The 24,117-nt window shown below is 38.9% G+C and carries 22 protein-coding genes and 1 pseudogene; 15 read left to right on the forward strand and 8 right to left on the reverse strand.

The genetic code is table 11. The features are described from left to right. Positions 1–10: 10 nt before the first annotated feature. The 10 genes from HO345_RS06985 to HO345_RS07030 all read left to right on the forward strand — a co-directional run bounded on the left by HO345_RS06985 (position 11) and on the right by HO345_RS07030 (position 8,943). On the forward strand, positions 11–820 hold the full coding sequence (locus HO345_RS06985) for a TP0443 family flagellar-associated protein (RefSeq protein WP_010691039.1): 810 nt from the start codon (positions 11–13) through the stop codon (positions 818–820). Then, positions 817–2,013 (forward strand): HD domain-containing protein, encoded by a 1,197-nt coding sequence (locus HO345_RS06990; protein WP_253682214.1) that lies wholly within the window; start codon positions 817–819, stop codon positions 2,011–2,013. The genes HO345_RS06985 and HO345_RS06990 overlap by 4 nt, the downstream gene beginning before the upstream one ends. Before the next feature lie 101 nt (positions 2,014–2,114). After that, complete coding sequence (locus HO345_RS06995) at positions 2,115–2,651, forward strand: cyclic nucleotide-binding domain-containing protein (RefSeq protein ID WP_253682215.1); 537 nt, start codon at positions 2,115–2,117, stop codon at positions 2,649–2,651. A gap of 26 nt (positions 2,652–2,677) precedes the next feature. After that, positions 2,678–3,583, forward strand: a complete 906-nt coding sequence (locus tag HO345_RS07000) for a M23 family metallopeptidase (protein ID WP_253682216.1) — start codon at positions 2,678–2,680, stop codon at positions 3,581–3,583. Between the two features lie 123 nt (positions 3,584–3,706). Further along, positions 3,707–3,997 carry an HPF/RaiA family ribosome-associated protein gene (locus tag HO345_RS07005; protein WP_002671537.1) on the forward strand — a complete coding sequence of 97 codons (291 nt, stop codon included), beginning with the start codon at positions 3,707–3,709 and terminating at the stop codon, positions 3,995–3,997. Between the two features lie 144 nt (positions 3,998–4,141). Continuing rightward, positions 4,142–5,131 carry an HPr(Ser) kinase/phosphatase gene (gene hprK, locus HO345_RS07010; protein WP_253682217.1) on the forward strand — a complete coding sequence of 330 codons (990 nt, stop codon included), beginning with the start codon at positions 4,142–4,144 and terminating at the stop codon, positions 5,129–5,131. 156 nt (positions 5,132–5,287) lie between these two features. Then, positions 5,288–5,554 (forward strand): HPr family phosphocarrier protein, encoded by a 267-nt coding sequence (locus HO345_RS07015; RefSeq protein ID WP_253682218.1) that lies wholly within the window; start codon positions 5,288–5,290, stop codon positions 5,552–5,554. A gap of 28 nt (positions 5,555–5,582) precedes the next feature. After that, positions 5,583–6,965, forward strand: a complete 1,383-nt coding sequence (locus HO345_RS07020; RefSeq protein WP_253682219.1) for a TldD/PmbA family protein — start codon at positions 5,583–5,585, stop codon at positions 6,963–6,965. Beyond that, positions 6,965–8,272: a TldD/PmbA family protein gene (locus HO345_RS07025; protein ID WP_253682220.1), complete on the forward strand. Its 1,308-nt coding sequence runs from the start codon at positions 6,965–6,967 to the stop codon at positions 8,270–8,272. Before HO345_RS07020 ends, HO345_RS07025 begins: the two co-directional genes overlap by 1 nt. Before the next feature lie 95 nt (positions 8,273–8,367). Then, positions 8,368–8,943: an HDOD domain-containing protein gene (locus HO345_RS07030; RefSeq protein WP_253682221.1), complete on the forward strand. Its 576-nt coding sequence runs from the start codon at positions 8,368–8,370 to the stop codon at positions 8,941–8,943. A 23-nt stretch (positions 8,944–8,966) separates the two neighbouring features. On the opposite strand, the gene mfd is transcribed toward HO345_RS07030, so the two are convergent. From mfd to HO345_RS07070, 8 genes and pseudogenes are all read right to left on the reverse strand, one after another. Then, positions 8,967–12,434, reverse strand: coding sequence for a transcription-repair coupling factor (gene mfd / locus HO345_RS07035; RefSeq protein WP_253682222.1), 3,468 nt, complete (start codon positions 12,432–12,434; stop codon positions 8,967–8,969). Continuing rightward, positions 12,435–13,091: a tetratricopeptide repeat protein gene (locus HO345_RS07040; RefSeq protein ID WP_253682224.1), complete on the reverse strand. Its 657-nt coding sequence runs from the start codon at positions 13,089–13,091 to the stop codon at positions 12,435–12,437. 65 nt (positions 13,092–13,156) lie between these two features. Continuing rightward, the gene (locus HO345_RS07045; protein ID WP_253682225.1) at positions 13,157–14,224 is read right to left on the reverse strand and encodes a flagellar motor switch protein FliG; all 1,068 of its coding nucleotides are present in this window, start codon (positions 14,222–14,224) and stop codon (positions 13,157–13,159) included. Between the two features lie 80 nt (positions 14,225–14,304). Continuing rightward, positions 14,305–16,428: a methyl-accepting chemotaxis protein gene (locus HO345_RS07050; protein ID WP_253682227.1), complete on the reverse strand. Its 2,124-nt coding sequence runs from the start codon at positions 16,426–16,428 to the stop codon at positions 14,305–14,307. 6 nt (positions 16,429–16,434) lie between these two features. Continuing rightward, on the reverse strand, positions 16,435–17,745 hold the full coding sequence (locus HO345_RS07055; RefSeq protein ID WP_253682228.1) for an ABC transporter substrate-binding protein: 1,311 nt from the start codon (positions 17,743–17,745) through the stop codon (positions 16,435–16,437). An 11-nt stretch (positions 17,746–17,756) separates the two neighbouring features. Next, a pseudogene (locus HO345_RS07060) lies at positions 17,757–18,336 on the reverse strand (hypothetical protein). A gap of 28 nt (positions 18,337–18,364) precedes the next feature. Beyond that, on the reverse strand, positions 18,365–18,637 hold the full coding sequence (locus HO345_RS07065; RefSeq protein ID WP_253684593.1) for a BrnA antitoxin family protein: 273 nt from the start codon (positions 18,635–18,637) through the stop codon (positions 18,365–18,367). Next, positions 18,618–18,920, reverse strand: coding sequence for a BrnT family toxin (locus HO345_RS07070; RefSeq protein WP_253676776.1), 303 nt, complete (start codon positions 18,918–18,920; stop codon positions 18,618–18,620). The genes HO345_RS07065 and HO345_RS07070 overlap by 20 nt, the downstream gene beginning before the upstream one ends. Positions 18,921–19,006: 86 nt before the next feature. On the opposite strand from HO345_RS07070, the gene HO345_RS07075 reads away from it, so the two are divergent. The 5 genes from HO345_RS07075 to HO345_RS07095 all read left to right on the forward strand — a co-directional run bounded on the left by HO345_RS07075 (position 19,007) and on the right by HO345_RS07095 (position 24,088). After that, the gene (locus HO345_RS07075; RefSeq protein WP_253682233.1) at positions 19,007–19,708 is read left to right on the forward strand and encodes a DNA alkylation repair protein; all 702 of its coding nucleotides are present in this window, start codon (positions 19,007–19,009) and stop codon (positions 19,706–19,708) included. An 88-nt stretch (positions 19,709–19,796) separates the two neighbouring features. Next, entirely contained in the window at positions 19,797–22,643 is a 2,847-nt protein-coding gene (gene purL, locus HO345_RS07080) for a phosphoribosylformylglycinamidine synthase subunit PurL (RefSeq protein ID WP_253682235.1), read from the forward strand. A 26-nt stretch (positions 22,644–22,669) separates the two neighbouring features. Then, on the forward strand, positions 22,670–23,227 hold the full coding sequence (locus HO345_RS07085; RefSeq protein ID WP_010696883.1) for a TIGR01440 family protein: 558 nt from the start codon (positions 22,670–22,672) through the stop codon (positions 23,225–23,227). Continuing rightward, positions 23,221–23,739, forward strand: a complete 519-nt coding sequence (locus HO345_RS07090) for a hypothetical protein (protein ID WP_253682236.1) — start codon at positions 23,221–23,223, stop codon at positions 23,737–23,739. The genes HO345_RS07085 and HO345_RS07090 overlap by 7 nt, the downstream gene beginning before the upstream one ends. Beyond that, a complete protein-coding gene (locus HO345_RS07095; protein ID WP_253682237.1) occupies positions 23,717–24,088 on the forward strand; it encodes a hypothetical protein in 372 nt (123 codons plus the stop codon). Before HO345_RS07090 ends, HO345_RS07095 begins: the two co-directional genes overlap by 23 nt. Positions 24,089–24,117: the final 29 nt, after the last annotated feature.

A 24,117-nucleotide genomic window follows, 5' to 3' on the forward strand; every position in this document is an offset into this window, starting at 1 on the left:
GGAGATTATTGTGGACGGGGAAAAAAGCGGAAACAGAGAACTTTATACAAAACGGGTTTATGAATATGATCAGGTAATAAACCAAGTTTTAAAACATGAAGAAAATATTCTTTCGCTTATAAAAAAAGACACATTCGGTGCCGCTTATAAAAGGCTGGTACTTGCCGATGAGATGATTTACTTGGCAACCCTTTATCTGGCAAAATTCAGGCTATCTGTAGCCCTCCTCGGCGGAAAAAACGAAAACATTCTAAATGAAGCGCGAAAAACCCTGTATAAGCCCATAATATACCTTGAGGAAATTGTAACCGACCTTATAGATGCTCCTTTTTCGGAATATGAAGAAAGCGTCGGCCGGATTTCAAAGATTACCGAAAAACAAAGATATTATCTTATACGAAAACTGGGCCTGGTGATAAACTTGGTAATAGATGCATACGGGGAAAATACCAAATGGCGTTGGTCCTTTATCGACATAGAAGCCCGTTTTGCAGTAGTTGCAAAAAACATAATGGACCTAAAAGAAATAAGCCAAACAGGCTTAAACCCTCATGCTGAAGATTATGATACGGTCATCTATCACCTCCGCCTTGTAAAAAAGCTTTTTACAAAGGCAGCCGATAAATACCGCGAAAAATACGAAATTGTTACAAACAACATAAGCGACTTCCGCACTGCAATCCTTTTTTTGGAGGGCTTAAGAAGGGTGCACATGGTTTTAAATGAGCACAGGGAAGTTGAAGAAATTAAACGTAAAATCGAAATCTGGAAAGATAAAATGGAAAAAGATCTAAAGCAAAAGGATAAACCTAAAAAATGATTTTTACGACAAAAACCGTTTTAAAATTATTTGAGGCTTTCTCAATCCAGCGCTGGAACGATCTTATCCGGCCCTTTGAAATAGTCGAAATGGATAAAACTGCCGAAAAAACTTTTTTAGCCTATATAATCGGAAAATATGAAGAAAAAAAAGGTAAAAAAATCGATTGGGATAGGATAATCGACGGTTCCGTTTTTGATATTTTAAGAAAAATAGCCCTTTGCGATATAAAGGCACCGGTGCAAAGAAGAATCCGAAAAGAATACCCTGAGGAATATAAAAAAATTAACGAATGGATATTCGAAAAATATAATGATATTTTTCCCGACGGAGAATTTAAGGCTAAATTTCATTCATATCTATTTGAAGAACCCGATAAAGATGATATAACATGGAAGGTTTCACGGGCCGCACATAAATATTCTACAATAAGAGAATTTGAAATGCTTAAACCGGTTAATGAGGCTTTCCGTTTAACCGAAATTGACGGCTTTCTAAAGGAAGAAATCTGCGAGTTTATGGATTTAACCGGAATTCAGCTTCTCCTTGCAAACCAAAATCCTCATAAACTTATAACCGAAATAGAAAAATTGAGATTTCAAGTCAGATGGAACCAGACGCCGCGTGTTCCTCCGACAACGGTATTGGGGCACTCCTTTTATGTTGCAGCCCTAACCCTTTTAATGTGTTACGATTTAAACATTAATAAGGAAAGAAGATATAACAATTTTTTTTCGGCCCTATTTCATGATCTTCCTGAAGCGGTTACAAGGGATATTATTTCGCCCGTAAAACAGGCAACGGATCACTTGCCCGCCGTAGTAAAAGAAATTGAAGAGCGCATAGTAAAGGACGAGCTTTTACCCTTGATGGACGAATCTTTTATAGATGAGGTTATGTATTATATATCCGATGAATTTGAAAACAGGGTTATTGTAAACAAACAGGTAAAAATTGTAAGTTTTGAAGAGTTATCGCAAAAATATGCCGATAAGGAATTTAAGGCTACGGATGGACGCTTGGTAAGGGTTGCCGACCAGATAGCAGCCTTTGTTGAGGCTGAAAGCTCAATCAAATACGGAATTACCTCCAAGCATTTGGAAGAAGGCCGTAAAAACATACTGGGAGCTTATCCCGTAGGAACAAAGATAAATAATTTAAGCACGGATGTATTTTTTAATGCATACCGATAATTGGGAGTATCGATAAACAGTTCGGCACAAATAATGCCTCGCTGTTTATCTTCGAGTTTTGTGCTTTGCACAAAACATCGTATTATTGTATGGGAGTAAATATGAACAAGGTAGAAATGGATAGAAACATTTTTTTTCAAGAAGTAAAACAAACAGCTATTTTTTCGTGCATTGAAGATGCGGATTTAATGCAGATAATAGATTTTTCTGAAATTCTTTCCTATGAACGAGGCGAAAGCATTATTACCGAAGGCACCGAAAATAATGGCTTTTTTGTATTATTAAGCGGAAAACTTGAAATAGTAAAAAACGGAAAATGGGGAGATGTAAAAATAGGTATCTTACAAAACAATGCAAGTTTCGGTGAAACATCCCTCTTTAAAGATCAGCCTGCAACAGCCACCGTAAACGCCTTAGCCCCTTCGACAATCCTGCTCATTTCCAAAGAGCAATTTACAGCATATATAAACGCTCACCCAAAGGCCGGAAACGTTATCTTAACCTATATAGTTTTTAGTCTATTGCAAAAACTCAATACCACAAATGAAGAAAGGGTACAGGAAAAGAACATTGAATTCTCGCCTGAAGATTTGGCTTCTATGGTCGATATGTTTAGCCCTCAAAATACGGAATCATGATAACGGTAGTTTAATAAAGAGGATTAATGTATAAAAAAAATATTTTACGTCTTTTATTTTTTATATTTTTCTCATTTTTCTGCTTTGCAGAAGATATCGTGCATATAATCGAAAAAGGAGACACCCTCTATTCTATCAGTAAAAAATATAACACGCCTGTAGATTCTATTCTCAAAAAAAATAATTTAAGCGATCCTTCAAAAATAAAAATAGGACAAAAACTGATAATTCCGGTAGGAAGTTCTGCAAAAAGCGATAAAAAAACTAATGCCAAGACCAATTCGGAGGATCTTACCCACATAGTACAAAAAGGGGATACCCTCTATGCCTTGGCCAAAAAATTCGGCGTTAAATTTTCCGATATCCTTAAACTAAACGGCCTTAATGAAAAAACACCCTTAAAAATAGGACAAATTTTAAAAATCCCTCAAGGTAAATCCCAAGGTACAGTACAAGAGCAGAAGAGCAATTCAGCCCAAACCAATAAGCAAGACAAGACCTCAATTACAAAGGCAGGCTCCGATAAGGAACCTCAGGCCGTAAAGCCGAGCACTTCTACAAAGCAAGCCGATTCCAAGCTCCTTTGGCCCGTTCCGGCCTCAAAAGTTTCCTATCTTTCAGGGAAAATAACCGGAGTCGTTATAGACTCGGTAAAAGGACAGGCCGTAAAGGCTGTAAGCTCGGGGAAGGTAGTATCTACAGGCCCGCACCGAGGCTTCGGGCAGGTCGTCTTTGTTCAATCTAAGACAAAACATATCTATGTTTACGGAGGAATGGAAAAAATCGCCGTAAAAAAAGGCGATACAATCGCCGTAGGCCAAAAGCTGGGAGAGCTGGGAGTAGAATTACTCACAGGCAAAGCAAGGCTTTACTTTATGGTCTACGATAAAAATAAACCCATTGATCCCGCAAAGGCTCCGAGAGGCCTATAGTTTTTACTAAAAGCCTATTTTCTTCTCAATTTCATTTTTTTACCATTTATTTGTATTTTACGCTCGACTTTTCGGTAAAAGTGTAGTATGCTATAAGTACAATGAAATTGTGTGGAGGAAATTATGAACATTAACATTCAAGCAGTAAAATTTACGATGGACGAGGATCAGAAAAAATATCTTGATCAAAAGTTTAAAAGAATTGAATATGCGGATAATCTTATTACCGATATTCAGTGCTTTATCAAACTGGATAAAAAGTTTATCTACGACACAACAATTAACTTTAGGTGGGGGGGCACGGCTCATGTTTCAACCGAAAACTATGAGTTTGAGGCCGGCGTCAATAAAATGATGGATATAGCCGACCAAAAAGTCAAAAAAGAAAAGGACAAGGTTCAAGAAAAGAAATAAACTTGATTTAAGTTTTTAATTTTAAGGGAGCGCTAAAAGGGCTCCCTTTTTTCATTTTAAACCGGTAAATTTTAAACTATTAAAACAACCTAAAATCAGGCAAGGTCTGTTTACAAAAAGGCCTTAAATGTGTATAGTAAAAACATGGCTAACATAAGCTTTTCGGTACTCAACCTTTTGGAATTAGACCTTAAAAAACATGACTCCCTTGAATTAACCTGTATATCGGGGAGAATGGGGCTTTCCAATAAGATTCTGGAACCCAATATCAACCGTCCGGGACTTGCCCTTTCAGGCTTTTTCGATTCATTTGCAAATGAAAGAGTGCAGCTTTTCGGCCGAGGAGAATATGCCTATCTTGCCACCCTTACGGAAAAAAAAGACCTGTCCACAATCGAAAAAATGTTTTCTTTTAAGATTCCCTGCTGTTTATTTTCAAACGATTTAAAACCTCCAAAGGAATTTTTAGAAATAAGCGATAAGCATAATTGCCCTATTTTGACTTCAACCCTTTCTTCAAATGAACTGGCCTTACGCCTATTACGAATCCTATCGAATACCTTTGCACCTAAAATTTCAATCCATGGAGTCTTGGTTGAAGTTTTCGGCCTAGGCATTCTCATAATGGGCAGCTCAGGAGTTGGAAAAAGCGAAACAGCCCTTGAGCTCATCGAAAGGGGGCACCGCCTCGTGGCCGACGATGTGGTCGAAATCTCCTGCATAAACGGAAATACCCTTGTAGGACGAGGAGCCAATAAGATTATAGGCCATCACATGGAAATCAGAGGTTTGGGTATAATAAACATACGACAGCTTTACGGCATAGGAGCTATACGGGAAGTTAAGCAGATTCAGCTGGTTGCGAAGCTTGAAGAATGGGATGCCGAAAAGGTTTATGATAGATTGGGAACTGAGGAACTTACAACTGAAATTCTTGATGTCAAAATTCCTCTCTTGGAAATACCGGTTAAACCCGGAAGGAATGTGCCGATTATTTTAGAAACGGCAGCTAAAAATGAAAGACTAAAGAGTATGGGGTATTTTTCTGCAAGAGAATTCAGCAGAAATGTTCTTAGATGGATCGAAACCGATTCTGCAAGAACACCCTACTACACTGATGACGACACCTATTAAGGCAATTTTAAAAACCTTGTTGGTTTTTAAAATTGCCTGACGAGTTTTTCATAAGTCTTTATAAATTACATGACTTATGAAAAACATCGCAAATAAATCTAAGGAGACCCGCTAAAAACTGATGTTTTTAGCGGCTACCTGTAAAAGGAATAAATTATGATTTCAAAAATTATTAAGGTTCAAAATCGGGCCGGAATACATGCCCGCCCGGCAGCTCTTATTGCACAAAAATCGAACAATTTTTCTTCGGAGATTTTTTTATGCAGAGAAGATGCAAAAATCAATGCCAAATCGGTAATAGGAATTATAACTATGGCAGCAGCCTACGGCACAGAACTCACTCTTACCTGCGATGGGCCTGATGAAAAGGAAGCCTGCGAGGCAATCGAAACTATTTTTAACAATAAATTTGAAGAAGAATAATTTTTTTTAGTTTTATGGAGGTATGAATATGAAGTATGATGATTTAAAGAGCCATGCGAGGCTTTTTTCGGAGTACACCGAACTTAGGGTTCAAGAAAATACGGCTATGTCGGTTGCAGCCCTAAACGGTGATCTTGTAAACAATGTTCAAGCCCGAAAAGCCGGAGTTTGTGCCCGTTCTTTTAAGGACGGGGTATGGGGTTTTGCCTCATCACCCGAACAAACGGACGAGGCCATAGCCTCATCTATAAAATCGGCAAGCGAAAACGTTAAGTTTTTAGCTAAAAAAACGGGAAGCGGTCAAGCAGAACTTCCGGCCTTTACGGGACAAGGCTCCTACGGAAAATACGATCCTTCCAAGGATGCCGATCAAAAGGAAGCTATAGACTTTATAAAAGACCTTGAAAACTACACGGCAAAAAAATATCCTGAACTTCAATCAAGAATTTTTAGAATCTCGGCCAATGGAACCGAAAGGCATCTTATTACCTCAGACAAGGCTGATGCCCACACCTATATCTCAAGGGCAAATTTAATGGTGAGCTTTAAGCTCCTTTCGGAAGGCCAACCCATAGGCCTCTACGATGTATTCGGAGGCTACGGCCAATTTAAAAACCTCTTCGATAAGCCTAATCTTTACTATTCTAAAATAGATGAAATGGTTGAAAACCTAAAACAAAAGGCGGCCGGAGTCTATGCCAAGCCCGGTATTCACGATGTTGTACTCGGACCCGACCTTGCAGGTATCCTTGCCCATGAAGCAATAGGACATACCACAGAATCGGACTTCGTAATGTCCGGTTCCATTGCAGCAGACTTTATGAATAAGGAAGTTGCGACTCCATTGGTAACACTCGTAGACTTTGCCTACGAGTGTAAGGGCAAAATATGCCCCGTTCCGATTTGGATAGACGATGAGGGAGTTGCTGCAAAGGATGCCGTTATAATAAAGGACGGAATCTTACGATCCTATATGCATAACAAACAGTCGGCAGCCATCTTCAAGGTAGATCCTACAGGAAACGCCCGTGCAAACGAGTTTTCGGATGAGCCTTTGGTGCGTATGCGGAACACCGCCATTCTCCCCGGAAAAGATAAGCTAAAGGATATGATAGCAAGCATTGATGACGGCTACTATTTTGTACGCTCATCGAACGGGCAGGCCGACTCTACAAGCGAATTTATGTTCGGTGTAGTGCTCGGTTATGAAATTAAAAACGGAAAAATCGGCAGGGCCGTAAAGGACTGCACTATAGCGGGAGTAGCCTTCGACATGCTTAAAACCGTAACAATGGTAAGCGACGATATGAGTTGGAGCAATGCCGGCATGTGCGGAAAAAAGCAGCTCATCAATGTAGGAATGGGCGGCCCCGCAATCAAGTGTAAAATCGGAGTAGGAGGACGGGAATAATGAGCGGATTTGACGGAATAAAACATGCGGAATTTATCTTGGATGCCCTTAAAAAAGAGGGAGCCGATAAGGCTGCAGCAAGGGTTTCAAAAAGCGTAAAAAGCGAAATGAATATTGATGCAGGCCGTTTAAGCCTTTACAGGAGCACAACGGATATTTCAGTTTCGATGACCTCCCTTGTAGAAACTAAAAAGGGATATATTGCAGGAAACGATTTAAGCGAAAAGGCCTTAAAAGAAAATGCAGCAAAGGCCGTTTCCCTTTCTCGTTCTTCCGAAAAAGATGATGGAAACGATATTTCACCTATGCAAAAGGGAGAAACTCTTTCCTACGGCGATACGGAACCCAATAACGAAAAAATGTATGAAAGGCTAAAAGAATTTTTAGATTATACAAAATCAGCCTACCCTACCTTACAATTAAATCAATGTGTTTTAGACTTTACACGAAGCGAACAAAACTTTGCAAACTCAAACGGAGTGCGCTTTACACAAAGCTCAGGCATATACAATTTTACGGCAATGTTTTTTGCAAAAGACGGCAAGGGTACTAGCAGCTTTAACTATAGCGGAGCCGCTCACCTTAACTTGGATAAGCCCTTAAAGGACTGGGGAAACCTAGATGAGATTATGAGGGAAAACTGCGGGCAAACGGTTACCGCCCCTCTTTCAGGTTCCTTTACAGGGGACATAGTTATAACTCCTATGAGTATGATAGATTTTGCAGGTACTATGCTGGGGCTTTTTATGGGAGATATGCCCCTCATTACAGGCACCTCTATTTGGAAGGATAAATTAAACCAAAAAGTATTATCGGATTTATTTACCCTCCATTCGTTTCCGCGAAAGCCGGCGGGCACTGAACTTGAAAGCCTTTACACCGGAGACGGTTTTAAGGCCGAAAACAAAACCCTCATCGAAAAAGGCGTTTTAAAAGACTTTGTTTTAGGGCTTTACGGTTCTAAAAAAACAGGACTCCCGCGCTGTGTTTCGGGAGGAGAGGGCTTAATAATAGAAAGCGGAAATACGGCAAAGGCCGATATGATTAAGAATGTCAAAAAAGGAATTTTACTCGGCCGTTTTTCAGGCGGAAACCCTGCCGCAAACGGAGACTTTTCGGGCGTTGCAAAAAATTCCTACCTCATCGAAAACGGCGAAATTACAAAACCTCTTTCCGAAACGATGATAGCAGGAAACATCATAAAGATGTTCAGCGATATAATTTCGGTTTCAAAAGAAAAAGTAGACTACGGAAACGCAATAGTTCCGTGGATGCATTCTACAGGCATTACAATTTCCGGAAAATAACCGGTTAAGTTCTTATAAAACCGCCTTAATGTGCCGAGCTTACAAGTTCTATAAAAAGCTAGGGCTTGAGCACCGGGCGGTTTTTTTGAGGAAAAATGTTACCTTCTAAAGAAGAAGCTGAAAGATTACTTGAAGAAGCCTATTTAAAAAATCCCGGCCATTGGAGGGAACACTCCATTGTTGCAGCCAAGTGTGCGCAAAAAATCGCCTCTGCGTGCATGAACTTGAACCCCGGCAAGGCTTATATTTTGGGACTCCTCCACGATATAGGACGGAGGGAAGGCGTAACAGCCCTTGCTCATGTAATAGACGGTTATGAGTATCTTATGAAATTAGGCTATGATGAGGCTGCCCGAGTATGTATAACTCATTCTTTTTCTATAAAAAAAATAGAAACCTACATCGGCAAAAACGATGTCAGCCCTGAAGCTTATAAAAAAATAAAAAAGCTTATCGACGAATACGAATATGACGATTACGACAGGCTCATTCAGCTATGCGACAGCATTGCTCTCCCTCAAGGCTCTGCAAAAATCGAAGAGAGAATGAGCGACGTAAAAAAACGCCATGGTTATTATCCCCAAGACAAATGGAACAAACATATCGAACTAAAAAAATACTTTGAACAAAAATCCGGCTTGGATATAGATGAGCTAGGGATTAAACTGTAGAGATTGTTCCGCGGCTAATTTTCCTACATCAAGTTGCCGAGTTTTTCGCGGATGAATTCGCTTTTTTCTTTTAAGCCGATTTTGCCGGTTTGGAGGATGAGGACATTCGGGGCTTTTGGGTCAAGGCTTACACGGCCTGCGGATTCTTTTATCATACGCAAAAGTTTATCCACCGAGATTTTTGATACACGGGCAAACTCGATGCGGACGGCAGCCTTTCTTTCTTTTAGGCTTGCAATCGAAAGATGATTACAGATAATTTTTATTTCGGAAAGAGCCAAAAGACTTTCCACCTCGGAGGGGGCCGGGCCGAAGCGGTCAAGAATTTCGGAGTAAACCCTGTCGAGGTCTCCCTGCACCTTAACGGCTGCAATTTTTTTATAAACTTCCATTTTGGTTTCGGGGCTTGAAATATAGGAATCGGGAATAAAACCCGAATACTCAAGCTCGATAACGGATTCTTGAACAGGTTCATAATCTTGGTTTTGAAGTTTTTGAACAGCCTCGTCCAAAAGACGCAAATATAAATCAAAGCCGACTGAATAAATATCGCCCGATTGTTCCCTGCCCAAAAGATTTCCGGCTCCTCTTATTTCCATATCCTTCATCGCAATCTTAAAACCGGAACCGAGCTCGGTAAAGTCTGAAATAACTTGCAATCTCTTCATAGCAATTTCGGAAAGAGCCTTATCGTCGGGATACAACAGATAGGCATAGGCTTTTTTGTCGGAACGGCCTACCCTTCCCCTCAACTGATAAAGCTGGGAAACGCCGTACATGTCGGCTCGGTCTATGATGATGGTATTGGCATTCGGAATGTCGATGCCGTTTTCGATAATGGTGGTCGCAATTAAAACCTGAAAACCGCCCAAACTAAAGCGTTCAAAAATTTCTTCCAGTTGGTTAGGAGACATTTGGCCGTGTGCCGTTTCAATCATAATCTCGGGCAAAAGGGATTGAAGCATAAAAAGAGTTTCATCCAAACTTTCAACCCTGTTATGAAGATAAAAAACCTGCCCGCCTCTCTCCGATTCCCGTCTTATAACTTCGGCAACTTTTTCCGCATTGAACTCGGCGATAACCGTCTCGACAGGTTTTCTGTTTTGAGGAGGAGTTGCGATTACGCTCATGTCTCTTATTTTTAAAAGCGACATGTGAAGGGTTCGCGGAATGGGAGTTGCAGAAAGAGAAAGACAGTCCACATTGTGCTTCATCTGTTTTAATCTTTCCTTATCCTTAACACCGAAGCGTTGTTCTTCATCGACAATCATCAAACCCAAATCCTTAAAGACAACATCTTTTTGAATTATGCGGTGAGTTCCGATTAAAATATCCACTTCGCCTTTTTTTAATTTTTCCAAAACTTTTTTTTGTTCCCCCTTTGGAACAAAGCGGGAAAGGCGGGCTAACTTTACGGGGAAGTTTTTAAACCTCTTGTCCAAGGTTTCAAAATGCTGCTCGGTCAAAATAGTCGTAGGCGATAAAAAGGCAACCTGCTTGCCGCTCATAACGGCCTTAAAGGCGGCCCGCATTGCAACTTCGGTTTTACCGTAACCTACATCTCCGCAGATAAGTCTATCCATGGGAACGGGCTTTTCCATATCTTCCTTTACCTCGGCGATACAGGTAAGCTGGTCATCGGTTTCTTCATAAGGAAAAGCCGCTTCAAAGGCTGTCTGCCATTCATCATCTTTTTGAAAAGCAAAGCCCGTGCTCGCCTTTCTTTTAGAATAAAGATCGATGAGTTTTGCGGCTATATCTTCAACCGATTTTTTTACCTTGTTCTTTCTGTTCTCCCAAGACTTTGAGCCGAGGATATCGAGATGAGGAGCCTCTCCTTCGTTTCCTATATAACGCTGAACAAGGTCGGCCTGCTCAATCGGAATAAAAACGGTTTCATCATTTGCATATAAAAGATTTATATAATCCCTTTCCGTATCCAAAATTTTAACGCGTTCGATACCGCGGAATTTTCCTATGCCGTAATTTACATGAACAACATAGTCTCCCGGATTTAATTCGATAAAGGTATCTATAACCGAACTCTTTGCAGTCTTTACCGATTTTGGAATTCTTCGGCGGCGGCCGAAAATCTCGTTTTCGTGGATTACCAAAATTTTTAGATCAGGAATACCGAAGCCGCCTGAAAGGTTATAAGGTAAAATTTTTATTCTGTCTTCGTGCAGAATCTCTTCGATACGGAGAGCTTGATTATCGCTTTCGGCAAATACGAAGATAGACCAATCATCATTTAAAAGATTATTTAATTCTTCGCGTAAATAAACTATGTTCCCGAAAAAACTGCGGGGCGGATCTGTTTTAAATTTAAGAGTTTTATTTTTATCTTCTTGCTCGGCTAAGGTTCTAAAATAAATCGACTTATTATATTTTTGTACATTGCTTTCAAATTGAAGTAAGATGCGTTGAGGTTCGGGATATTCCGAAATAAGGGCTTTTCGTTTTTCGTTTTCGTCAAATTGAGTTTTTGTTTTTTTATAAAGCCCCATATATTCTCTAAGTAAAATTTCAGAAGAATTTTTTTGCCTGTCATAGTCCGAATAAAAAACAGGAATCTTATTTAATTCCGCATATTCTAAAACGGAAGAAGATTTTTGAAACGCAAGAGGATAAAAAATTTCTTCTCCCTCAAATGTTTTATATTCTTTTAAGGCATCAATAATTTTTAAACTGTTTTCAGAAAATTCCGAATAGGTTTTTAAATTTTTTTCCAAGCAGTCAATACGCTCATCATTCCAAATTACTTCCTTTACGGGATAGAAGTTAATTTTTTTATATTCCTCTAAAGAACCTTGGCTTGCTATATCAAAGCTTTTTATTTTTTCTACCTTATCAAAATCAAATTGAATTCGGTAAGCCGTTTTTTCCGAACCCGAATTGGAAGCAAGGCAGATATCCAAGACCTCTCCCCGCAGAGCAAACTCGCCTCTCACGCTTACACGCGGAACTCTTATATAACCCCAAAGACTTAAAAGCTCCGCAAGGCTTAAAATATCAAGACTTGAACCTGCCGTAATTTCTACATTATTTTGTTTTAAATAATCAGCCGGAGGAACCGGAGTTAAAAAGGAACGCTGGCAGGTGATAAAAACCGGAGGTTTGTTTTTTGTATAGGATTCATTCCCGGATTCAAGCAGGCGGATCAGCACTTCGGCTCGTTCGGAAAACACAGGTGCCGTCGGCGAAATAGGCCTATAGGCAAGAGAGCCCCACCAAGGCAATACAAAATTTTCTATTCCGGAAAAATCCAAGTCGGCTCTTACGGCCTCCGCTTCCTTTTCGGTCGGAACTACCACTAGGACAGGTTTACGGGTTTTGTACAAATATTCCGTTAAAAAAAATCCGAAAAGACCTCCGGAAATTCCTGTAATGTTGTAGGGATAAGAATTCTCATCTATCTCATCAAAGGCATCTTTCATGTCCTTCCATGAGCGGATAGAATTTTGTAAGGAATCTATTAGAGGCTGAGGCATTTAAATCTTTACCCGTTTGAGGGCTTCGGCTGCTTCCTTAAACTCGGGGCGGAGTTTTACTGCCGTTTGATAGGCTGCAATCGCATCTTCTTTTTCTCCGGCCGCTTCACGGACAATTCCCAGCCTATACCACCAAAGAGAATTGGAAGGCTCCAAGTGCACTGAAATGGAATAAGCAATATCGGCCTTGTGATATTTTTTTGTATTTCGGTAAATCTCTCCGACAAAAAAATGGGCAACGCTTATACGTTCTCCGTTAGGAGCCATCTCGATATACATTTCCATATTCCGCAACGCGTCTTTATAATTCCCGAGGAAAAACTGAGCCTCTGCCAAGGTTTCGATAATTCTGGCATCCCTCCCTATTTTTAAGGCATCACTACATACCAGCTCGGTGTCCTTGTATCGGCCCAATCTAAAAAGGCACCATGTATATACGGCATAAGAATCCATATTCTTAGAATTTACCTTTAATTCGTTACGGCAAATTTCTATAGCGGATAGATAAGCGGTTCTGGCATCTTCACGCCTTCCTATGGAATCAAGGCTTCGTCCCTGCCTGTAAAGCTTTAGAGCATCAGGTTTATCTTGTGCAAAAAGACCTGCAGCAAAAATAAAAGTCAATAGAATAAATTTAAAACGTTTTCCGGTTATCATAATTTTCTCCATTCATTATTTTACATAAATTCTTATTTTATTCAATCGGGGGAATCGAACGGAACCTAATACACAAACTTATCGTCTTCATCTTTTTCTATAATAACCCTTCCCCGCTCTGCTTCATTTTTCACTCGGGCTAAAAAACGGTCAACGGCATTATTTAGGTCACGCTTTAGAACAGGTCCCATGTATTGCTCTTCATCGAGAACTAAGGCAGCACGGCTTTTAGACATATTCGCCAAGATTACCTTTCTAAATTCTTCACTTTGATTATGTATCAAAAGAGCCAATTCTTTATCGGTCATAGGAGAGATTAGATATTGAATGTGTTTTGGATTCATATTTATAACATCATCAAGGGTAACAAGTTTTCGTTTTATAGTTTCGGTTAAATTTTCATCTTCAAGATCAAGAGAATCCAAAATACTCGAGCCGGTCTCATAATCCAGTTTACGCAAGATATCGGCCAATACGGAAACACCGTCAACCGAGCTTGTGCGGTTTAAATTTACGTCGGCAAGTTTCTTTTTTAAGGCCTCACTTACCTGAGTAAGAACTTCAGCATCTATTTTTTTAAGTTTTGCAAGGCGTAAGATGATGTCTTTTTTTTCGTCTTCATCTTCGATGGAACTTATATAGGCTGCGGCCTGCTTAGGTTCCAATTGAGAAAGAACTATGGCCTTTGTAGCCGGAAGCTCACCTTGTAATATCCGCGTCAGGCGATCCTTATCCATCCCTTCAAGATACTCAAAAGGTTTAGGCATTTTAGGAGGCACGGCAGTTTCAAGAATCTCTTCTGCCCTGGCCTCGCCGAAGGCTTCGGTTAAAATAGTCTTAGCCGTATCGACACCGCCTAAAAGGTTTTTGTTTTTATTATAGATATCGTTAAATTCATTTAGAATATCATAGGCTTCTTTTTTATCTATCGATTGAACCGTAACAAGCTCTGCTACAACCTTGTCTATCTGCTCCTTGGTTAGCTGCCTTAAAACATTGGCAGCCTGCTCCGCCCCGATTATAAAAAGGAATTTGGCAACTCTCTTATAAGGACTCTCTTTTCCGGCACTTTTTTCATCGATAGGAACCTTTATAAGCCCCTTTTTTAACATTTGACTTTCAATATCACTCATAAAAACCTCAAGGGCTATTATAGCACGGATTAGCCTAAAAAGGCAAGAGTAAAAGAACGATGTAAATTTTTCAAGCAGGCCTATACTTTAAATTTATTAACCTCAAATGCCAGATTTTCAATGCTTATTTTATTTTTTTGTGTAATTTCATTGACTTCCTTCATGGCATTACTTATCTGAACGGCACTGCAAGCCATCTCATTCATGCTTAGCGTAATTTTTCGGGTTAAGCCGTCTAATTTAGTCATCTCTTCAGCAACCTGTTCTCCGCCCCTTAACATTTCAGCCGAACCGTTACTTACTTCAAAAGTTACGGAATTAATATTTTTTATAGCATTTAAAATTTCTACGCCGGCATTTTCCTGCTCACGCATGGACTGGGTTAAAAATTCACTCATAGATTTTACTTGTTCGGAAAAACTAAAAATTAAACTGAATTTTTCTTCAGCCGTTTTAGAAGATACTGACAAGGAATCGATTTCGCCGCTTAAGGCTTTAAGCGTTGCTGTAATTGTTTTTCCCTGTGCACTTGACTCTTCAGCTAATTTTCTGATTTCGTCGGCAACTACGGCAAATCCTTTTCCGGCTTCTCCTGCATGAGCTGCTTCAATAGCCGCATTCATAGCCAAAAGATTTGTTTGACTTGCAATATGCTCAATAACACTGCTTGCCTCTAAAAGACCGCCAGATTCTTCCGCAATTTTTTGAGTTACTCTATTTGATTTAGAAACAATTTCTTTTCCGTCCTCAGTCGATTCGGCAAGAGTTTTAATAAGCTCATCGGTCTTTTCCAAGGTTTGAGTTATAGAAGCAATATTGGCAGTCATCTGTTCTATTGAAGCCGATGAGCGTGAAACGCTTTCAGCTTGATTTTCAATTGAAGCATTTAGCTGTTTAATATTTTTGATTATCTGTTCAATTGTTGCAGCCGTTTCCGTAACACTTGTAGCCTGCGTTAAAGCCTGCTGTTTTACGCCGTTAATATTTTCAGTAATTTCATGAACGGAATCTGCTGTCCGGTTCATATTTGACGCTAGGTCAGATCCGATTTCAGCCATTGAGCGGCTGTTAACTCCTACGGACTGCATTGAATTTCCTATTTTTTCAATTGTTCTATTAAAATATTCAGACAGCTCGGTAATTTCATTATTACCGATTAAAGGCAGTCTTACAGTTAAATCGCCCTCGCCTTGCGAAATATTTTTAAGAACTTCAATTACTTTATTAATCGGTTTAACAATATTGTTTGCAGTAAAAAATCCTATAAGTACCGCAATAACAATACCGCACAAAACAACAACGAGAAAAATATTTAGCAGGTTAGATACATTCTCTGAAATAAATTCCGAAGCCGGAGCCGTTATCAATAATTTCCATCCCGAATATCTCATTGTAGACAGAGCTGAAATATGTTTTACTCCGTTTATTTTAGAAACTTGTACAGCCGATTTTTTTGATTCGAGGGCATCTTTTAAAAATATTGAAAAATCAGTTTTCTCCGAATTTAATATTTCGGAAAAAAAATTTTTATATAAAATTTCCGGTCTGCGGCTTCCCAAAATAATTCCTGAAGGGCTGATAAGATAAGCCTGTCCCGTTTCGCCGACAATTATATCACTGATTAAATTTGATAAGGAATCGCCTAAAATTGAAGCAGTAATAGTTCCTACAATTTTTCCCTGTAAATCGCGTAAGGGAATTGCAAGTATGGAAACGTATTTTCTTTTTGTTAAAGACATTTCAGGTTCTGTAATTACATATTTTCCCTTTATAACAGATTTAAACCACTCAGTATTGTTTATTTTTTCAGTTTTACCGTCCGTATTATACAAGACACCGTCAAGACCGCTTATTCCGAAACTAATCCATCCGCTTTGTTTTAGCATTTGAATTTCATTTTTAAATAAATTAATTTTCTCAGAATAAGGAACAGAGTCATCTTGAATAATCGGCATATTTGAAAATGTATCCAGTTTTTTAAATATTGAATCAGCCCTCTCATTTAAAACTTTAGAAGAACCTTCAGCCAATTCTTTAATAAAATATTCGGTATTACGCATAAGAAAAAAAGAAGCAAGATATACCGAGATTATACATATTACCGTCAAAAGAGATACGGCAAAAAATATAAAAACCGATACCATCTTATTTTTTATTGAAAATAATTTAAATCGTTTATCGATATTTTTGTTTTCTTGTTTCATAATTTTTTATTCTCCCAATGTACGGTCTGCATCTTTTACAAAAGAGTTTAGAACATTTTGAATATCTTTACCCGATGACGCTTCTTTTAATGCCTTATTCCAATACTCACGCATTTTAGAAAATCCTGTTATATTATTATAATATTGGCCGAAAAATTTTTGAAGAACGGAATTATATAATATTTCGTCATCTGAAGTTTCAATTTGAATTTTAGATGTAGCCGGAAATCCTCCTGTAGCCTTTACAAGTTTAGCAGCCCAGACTTCATCAGTTGCGGCAAATTTTAAAAACAGTTTTGCCGCTTCTATTTTTTGTTTATCGGAACTTTTAAACACACAAGCTCCGCCTGCTAAAAATTCCAGTAAAGGTGCAGAAGAATCATTTGGGAAAGGCATATAAATCGGAGTAAAATCTTTACCCTTATACTTTCGTTTTCCGTCATACATTTTATTAAGCTGCGGTGAATATAAAATAGTGTGAGCTGCCTTTGACTCTGCAAACATGGAAATTGCATCATTGGAAGTAAGCTCTGCACCATCAAGCAAAAGACCTTCTTTCATTGCATCAATAGTCCACTTCAAATTCTTTACGGCTTGAGGAGAATTAAAAATATATTTTGAATAGTCTTCATTTAAAAGATTGGCATCTCCGAAAAGGTTTACCAAAAAAGCTCTTGTTCCTTGATCACCGCCCATAGTCTTATAATAGAAGACACCCGGAGTTTTTCCTTTAGGCAGTTTTTCTTTTAAAGATTTAAGAAGAGTTTCATATTCGGCTACGGTCCAGCACCGATCTAAGCGTTTGTAGGGTAAAAGATCTATGAGCCCCAAATCTTCAAGCATCTCTTTATTAAACGCCATAGAAAAAGGACCTCCGTGCATGGGATACATGTACGAACGCCTGTCTTTACCGGCTGAAATTTCCAAAAGACCTGTGGTAATATAGGGCTTTTCGGTTGCAAGAACATCATCCAATGGTTCCAATAAACCTCTGTCCGCCCAAGCAAGAATACGGCCGGGTGCATCATAAATGACATCCGGAGCCTTGCCTTCAGCTATGGCAGCTTCGATTTTTGCCTCACCATCTGCAAAGCTTATAAGCGTAAAATTAACCTTAATGCCGGGATATTCTTTTTGAAATGCCTCTATAAGACTTTTTTCAAAACCGCCGCCTTCTCCTGTTTCAGATGTAAAATTGGGAAAGCTCCAAAATTCGATTTCGGCAGTAACCTGCTTTCTTCCTTTGTTTGTACATCCTGCAAGAATTAAAAAAGACATACACAAATATAAAATTTTCACTGCAAAAGATTTTTTCATATATTTTTTCCCTAATAATCAATTTCGGTTATTATGTTCTCAAGTCCGACCTGTTTTATAAAAATGATTTTTTTTTAGTTTTGCATCAAGATAATATCTTACAAATTCTTTTTCAGAGTATTTATAGATATTTGTTAAGTTAGCACCTCTTTTATCGCAAATCCAAAATTTTATCTCGCCGTTTTTGCTCTTTGTTTTTATTATGATATTTTCGGAAATTTTTCCGTCTGTTATATCAACATTATTTTTTACCTTATAATAGGACGATGAATGATTTGAAGAATATTCAATTCGATTTTGTGCATTATTTAATTTTTCTTCAAATAGAAAAAAATCGATTATATCGGTATTGTTTTTTGGAAAAATATAGACAGTTTGTTTTTTCTTTATATCATTGACCTGTATATTAACTATAGAAAGATCAGAAAAATAATTTTTCTTTGTACCTTCCGATACGGAATAATATGCAATATTGCTTACAGAATCCACAATTATAAAATCATTACTCCCATAACCGCCTGCAAAAACTTGTAATGCAAAAAACAACACCACAAAACAAATACATAAAGATTTCTTTTTTAAAAGTTTCATATAAAACCTCCCGGTATAATATTAATTATTAAAAAACATTTGCTTTTTTATCGGTATTCATAGCTTGTCTTAAAATAGTATTTATACGGCTTTGGTAACCTTTTCCGTATGATTTAAGCCAAGCAATAATATCGGAATCAAGTCTTATTGATAAGGGCTTTTTAATAGGGCGGTACATTTCCAAAAAATCAGCTTTTGTTAGTTCAGGAATGTCTGAAGTATCTATAGGTCTGTCATTTAAAGCTTTTAATTCTTCAATTTTTTCTTTTGTTAAGTTTTTCTTAGCTTCCGTAATATTCATTGATTTTATCATAGTATAATTCCTTTTCTGCCTTAGTTGCAGATCTTGCAGATATAATCCTTGTTATACCGGCCCTATCCGTATATGCTACAGCTATAAGCACCAGACCACATATAGAACCAATTGCTAAAAATCTATCTTCATATTCGGAATGTTTTGAATCATATTTTTCAAGCAAATAGGGATCATCAAAAATTAAGATAGCATCTTCAAAAGAAACACCATGTTTCCTTTTATTATTATCATTTTTAGTAGTATCCCATTCAAAACAATCTCGAACCATGCTTTATTGTATATACAAAATAGTATTTTGTCAAGGCCCTCTTTTTCTCCTCGACAAAAATTAAGAAAAGCGGTATAATACTTTTAATGAAAACAAAACAAACCCTAATCCAAACTAAACTTTTCTCCTTTGAAGATAAAGAGTACAAAGACTTCAATAAAAAGCTGATTCCCAATATTGATGAAAATACGATGATAGGCATCAGAACTCCCGTCCTGCGTAAATTTGCAAAAGAGTTTTTTAAGACCGAGCCGGAACAAGTTTCGGACTTTATGAAGGATGTGCCGCACAAATATTTTGAAGAAAACAACCTGCACGGCTTTTTTATCGAAAACATAAAAGATTTTAATGAAGTGCTAAAAGAGACCGAAAAATTTTTGCCCTACATCGACAACTGGGCAACCTGCGACAGCTTTTCTCCTAAGATATTCAAAAAGCACCATGAAGAAATTTACAAAAAAATTTTGGTATGGCTAAAATCGAAGCATACCTATACCATTAGGTACGCCATCGGACTTTTATTATCGAATTATCTTGACGAGCATTTTAGACCTGAAATGTTGGAGCTTGTTTCAAAAATCAGATCCGATGAGTACTATGTAAACATGATGATAGCTTGGTATTTTAGCTTTGCCCTCATCAAGCAATATAAAACAGCCCTCCCCTACATCAAAAACAAAAAGCTTGATACATTCACCCACAACAAGGCTATCCAAAAAGCCATCGAAAGCTACCGCATTCCGAAGAAAGTAAAAGAGCTTTTAAGAGCGATGAAGGTGAAGGGTTAACCGCCCCTACCTTGAATTTTTCCCTCACTTCAAGTATACTTAACCATATATAATTATCCAAAATCCATCGGAAGTTAAGAGGTTGTCTATGAATATTTACCGATTTTGTGTTAAAAGTAAGGAAGGCTTACACTTTCAAATACCCAAAAATGAAGAGCTTTTAAAGCAGGCCCATGTTCTCGGTTTTAAAGCCGTTAAAGAAATAAATACCGAAGCCCTTTATTTTGTACGCGGAAATCTTTCAAATGAAGAAAAAAAGGTACTGGCCGACTTTTTGTTTTGCGATGAGCTTTATGAGTACAGCCAAACCGAAGGCTTTACAATAGAAGGTAAAAAAAATATTTTCCATATCGAAACAGCCTTAAAGCCGGGAGTTACGGACTCATCTTCACGCGAGGCCTTGAGAGCGGTCAAAGAGCTCGGTATTCGCGGCGTTGAAGAAATTACCAGCGGAAAAGCCTACGATATTCAGGGCGAACTGAGCCAATCCGAAATAGAAAAGATTGCAAAAAGCCTTTTATGCAATGACATTATAGAACAGTATAAAATAGGTTTTGTAGAACCTGCATGGGCTCATGAACATGACGGAAAAAATGAACCTAACACAAAAGTTGAACTCATAGACATAGCCCCCATGAACGATGAGGAGCTTTTAGCCCTTTCAAATGAAAGACGGGCTGCCTTGGATATTTACGAGATGAGGGCTATCAGAGAATTCTACAAGACAGAAAAACGGCCTTGTACCGATGCGGAATTTGAAACTATAGCCCAAACTTGGAGCGAGCACTGCGTTCATAAAACCTTTAAGGCAAAAATAGATATTGACGGCACCTCTCTAACAGAGGAACAAAAAAAAGCCTATCCCGGTCTTTGCGTAAACAGCATAATTAAAACCTATATCAAAAAGGCCACTGACGACATCAATGCTCCTTGGGTGCTTTCCTCCTTTGTGGACAATGCAGGTATTATAGAATTTGACGAAAAATACGAAGTTTCATTTAAGGCGGAAACTCATAATCATCCTTCCGCCATTGAGCCCTTCGGAGGAGCCAATACGGGAGTCGGCGGTGTTATCAGAGATGTTATGGGCGTTTCAGCCCGTCCCTTTGCCGTAACCGATGTTCTTTGCTTCGGCCATCCCGACACTCCGGCAGAAAATGTTCCCAAGGGAACACTTCATCCTAAACGCATAATCTCAGGCGTTATAGAAGGAGTTAAGGACTACGGAAACAAAATGGGCATTCCGACCGTAAACGGAGGAGTTCACTACCACGAAGCTTATGCTTCAAATCCTTTAGTCTACTGCGGATGTGCAGGTATTGCTCCCAGAGGCAAGCACCGCACAAAGCCCTCGGCCGGAGATCACATTATTTCTTTAGGCGGAAAAACGGGACGGGACGGTCTTAGGGGAGCTACATTTTCTTCGATGGTAATGGATGCAAGCACCGGCGATGTTGCAGGCTCATCGGTTCAAATTGGAGAACCTATAATTCAAAAAAAAGTAGCGGAAGTTCTTATAGATGCCCGCGATCAAGGTCTTTATTCTGCAATTACCGACTGCGGAGCGGGAGGTTATTCTTCTGCAGTAGGCGAAATGGCTTCGGTGCTCGGCTGCGATGTAGACCTCGCAAAAATCCCCGTAAAATATCAGGGCCTTGCCCCATGGGAGCTCTGGCTTTCGGAGGCACAAGAAAGAATGGTTATCGCCGTTCCAAATGATAAACTCGATGCCTTACAAAAGCTCTGCGATGCCAATGATGTGGAATTGACAAACCTCGGCCGTTTTACCGGAGATGCCGTTTTAAGGGTACGCTTCGGCGAAAAGGAAATAATAAATCTTTCATGCGGCTTTTTACATTCGGGTCCGCCGCAGAGAAAGCTAAAAGCCGCTCCTCCAAAAGATGGAAAACCTTTTATAAAATACCCGGAATATAAGGAACCCGATCTGAATGAGGCTCTAAAGGCAGTGATAAATCATCATGCCGTAAATTCAAAAGAAGACATAGTAAGGCTTTACGACCATGAAGTTCAGGGCGGAACAATTCTACGCCCCTATGACGGCCCTGAAGGGAATGTACCTCAAGATGCAGCCGTTATAAAGCCTATGGAAACGGAAGGAAAAAAAGCCGTTGCTATCTCAAATGCCTTAAACCCGAGGCAGGGGCTTTTGGATCCTTACGCAGCCGCAGCAAGTGCGATAGACGAAGCTGTCCGAAATGCCGTTGCAGCCGGAGCAGACCCCGAAAAAACAGCCATCCTCGATAACTTTTGCTTAGGAGATCCCAACCGTCCCGAAACCATGTGGGCACTGATAGAGATGGCACGCTCTTGCTATGACACTGCCCTCGTCTTTAAAACCCCCTTTATTTCAGGAAAGGACTCCTTTAATAACGAATACCTAAGCTCGGAGGGAAAAAGAGTTTCCATTCCGCCGTCACTTTTAATATCGGCGATGGGAATAGTTCCCGACATCGGAAAGGTTCCGGGCTCGGACTTTAAAAAAGAAGGCTCGGCTATTTACCTTGTAGGTAAACCTCAATTTTCTTTCGGCGGCTCGGTCTTTGCAGAACTTTTCGGCATTCCTTCAGGAGAAAGCGATGCCGTTCCTCCCTTTAAAAAAGAAGCGGCTGAGCTTTATAAAAAACTTCACTCCAATATAATGAAGGGCTTGGTGCTTTCATGCCATGACCTAAGCGAGGGAGGCCTTGCTGCCGCCCTATACGAAATGTGTTTAAGCGGCATAGGAGCCGAATTAAAAGAAGACTTCCACACAAAGCTGGGAGCTTCAAAGATTGCAAGCCTCTTTGGAGAAACCACAGGCTGCCTTCTTGTAGAAGTAAAAGAAGAAAACCGTTCTGCCTTTGAAAAGGAAATGGAAGGTGCTTCAATTTACGAGATAGGAAAAACCTGCGGAAAGGCAGGATTAAAACTTTAACGAAGTTAATTTAAAGGCGAGAAAATATGAGCGGGATCGATTTAGAAAAAATAAAAGAAGAAACTATAGCCGCCTTAAATGAGCTTCTTGAAGCGGCTTCTTTAAAAGCCGGAGACATACTTGTTCTAGGCTGCAGCACCAGCGAGGTTTCGGGAGGAGTAATCGGTAAGGCCTCAAATGAAGAAGCCGGAAGAACAATAGTTTCCGCCCTGCTTTCAGTCCTTGAACCTAAGGGAATCTTTTTGGCGGTTCAAGGCTGCGAACACATAAACCGAGCCCTCGTTATCGAAAAGGAATCTCAAGAAAAATACGGCTTTGAAGAGGTGTCCGTAGTTCCCGCCCTCCACGCAGGAGGAGCCGCTTCCCTCGCCGCCTACAATCTTTTTAAGTCTCCTGTTATGATAGAACATGTAAGGGCCCATGCCGGCATTGACATAGGAGACACCGAAATCGGAATGCATGTAAAATTTGTGCAAGTACCCGTAAGGCTTAAAACCAAGTACATAGGCTCGGCGAGGCTCACAGCTCTCAAAAGCCGCCCCAAATTGATAGGCGGCGAAAGAGCCGTGTATGAAAAATGCTAGAACATCTCGATAAAAAAGATTTTGATAAATATTCTGACTTTGCTTATTCTCTGGCCTTGGATCAAAAAACTTCTTCATACCCAACTTACACCGACGGGATAAAAACAAAAAAAGATTTTATCTTACATGCAAAACGCGGAATAAACGATAAGACTCATCAAATCTTACTTTTTAAATATGAAAAAGAAATTGCCGGCTGGATTCATTATTATGTTTTAGAAAACGATAAACTCATAGCCTTTGAAGCTTTTAATATTCAACATCATTTTGAAATTGCTTTTGATGAGTTTATAAAGTATATAATTCCTAAATATAAGGGGTATACGATTCATTTCGGATTTCCTGAAATAAATTACTCTGCAATCTCTCATTTAAAAAAATGCGAATTTGATTGTATCGAAAAAAGCTATGTAAATATTTTAAAACTTAAAGACTATACAACAAAAGAAGAAGATGAGTGCATTATTCCTGTAAGCAAAGATAATTTTAATGAGTTTAAAAAAACTTCATGATACTTGTGAGAATATGTACTGGAATTCCGACAGGTTATATGATGCAATTATAAATCCAAATGAAAAACACAGGTGGTATATTTATCTTTATTATCAAAATCAAAAACTTACCGGAAATATTTATTTTATCTGCATAAATGATTTTATGGGAATATTCGGCATAGATTATATAGATAAAAAATTTAATCCGGTTATTTTTAAAAACTTAACAATCAAAGCATTAAACAAAGCAAAGGAAATAAAGATTTCACACTTATATTTTTTTGCCGATAAAAATGAGCATTGTATTTTACAGGATTTAGGCTTTACTCATATAGGCAATTATGAACTATATGAAAAAGTATTATAGGCAGAGCTGACAAATAAACGACCTATACA

The sequence above is a fragment of the Treponema denticola genome, from assembly GCF_024181645.1.
Classification (GTDB): domain Bacteria; phylum Spirochaetota; class Spirochaetia; order Treponematales; family Treponemataceae; genus Treponema_B; species Treponema_B denticola_A.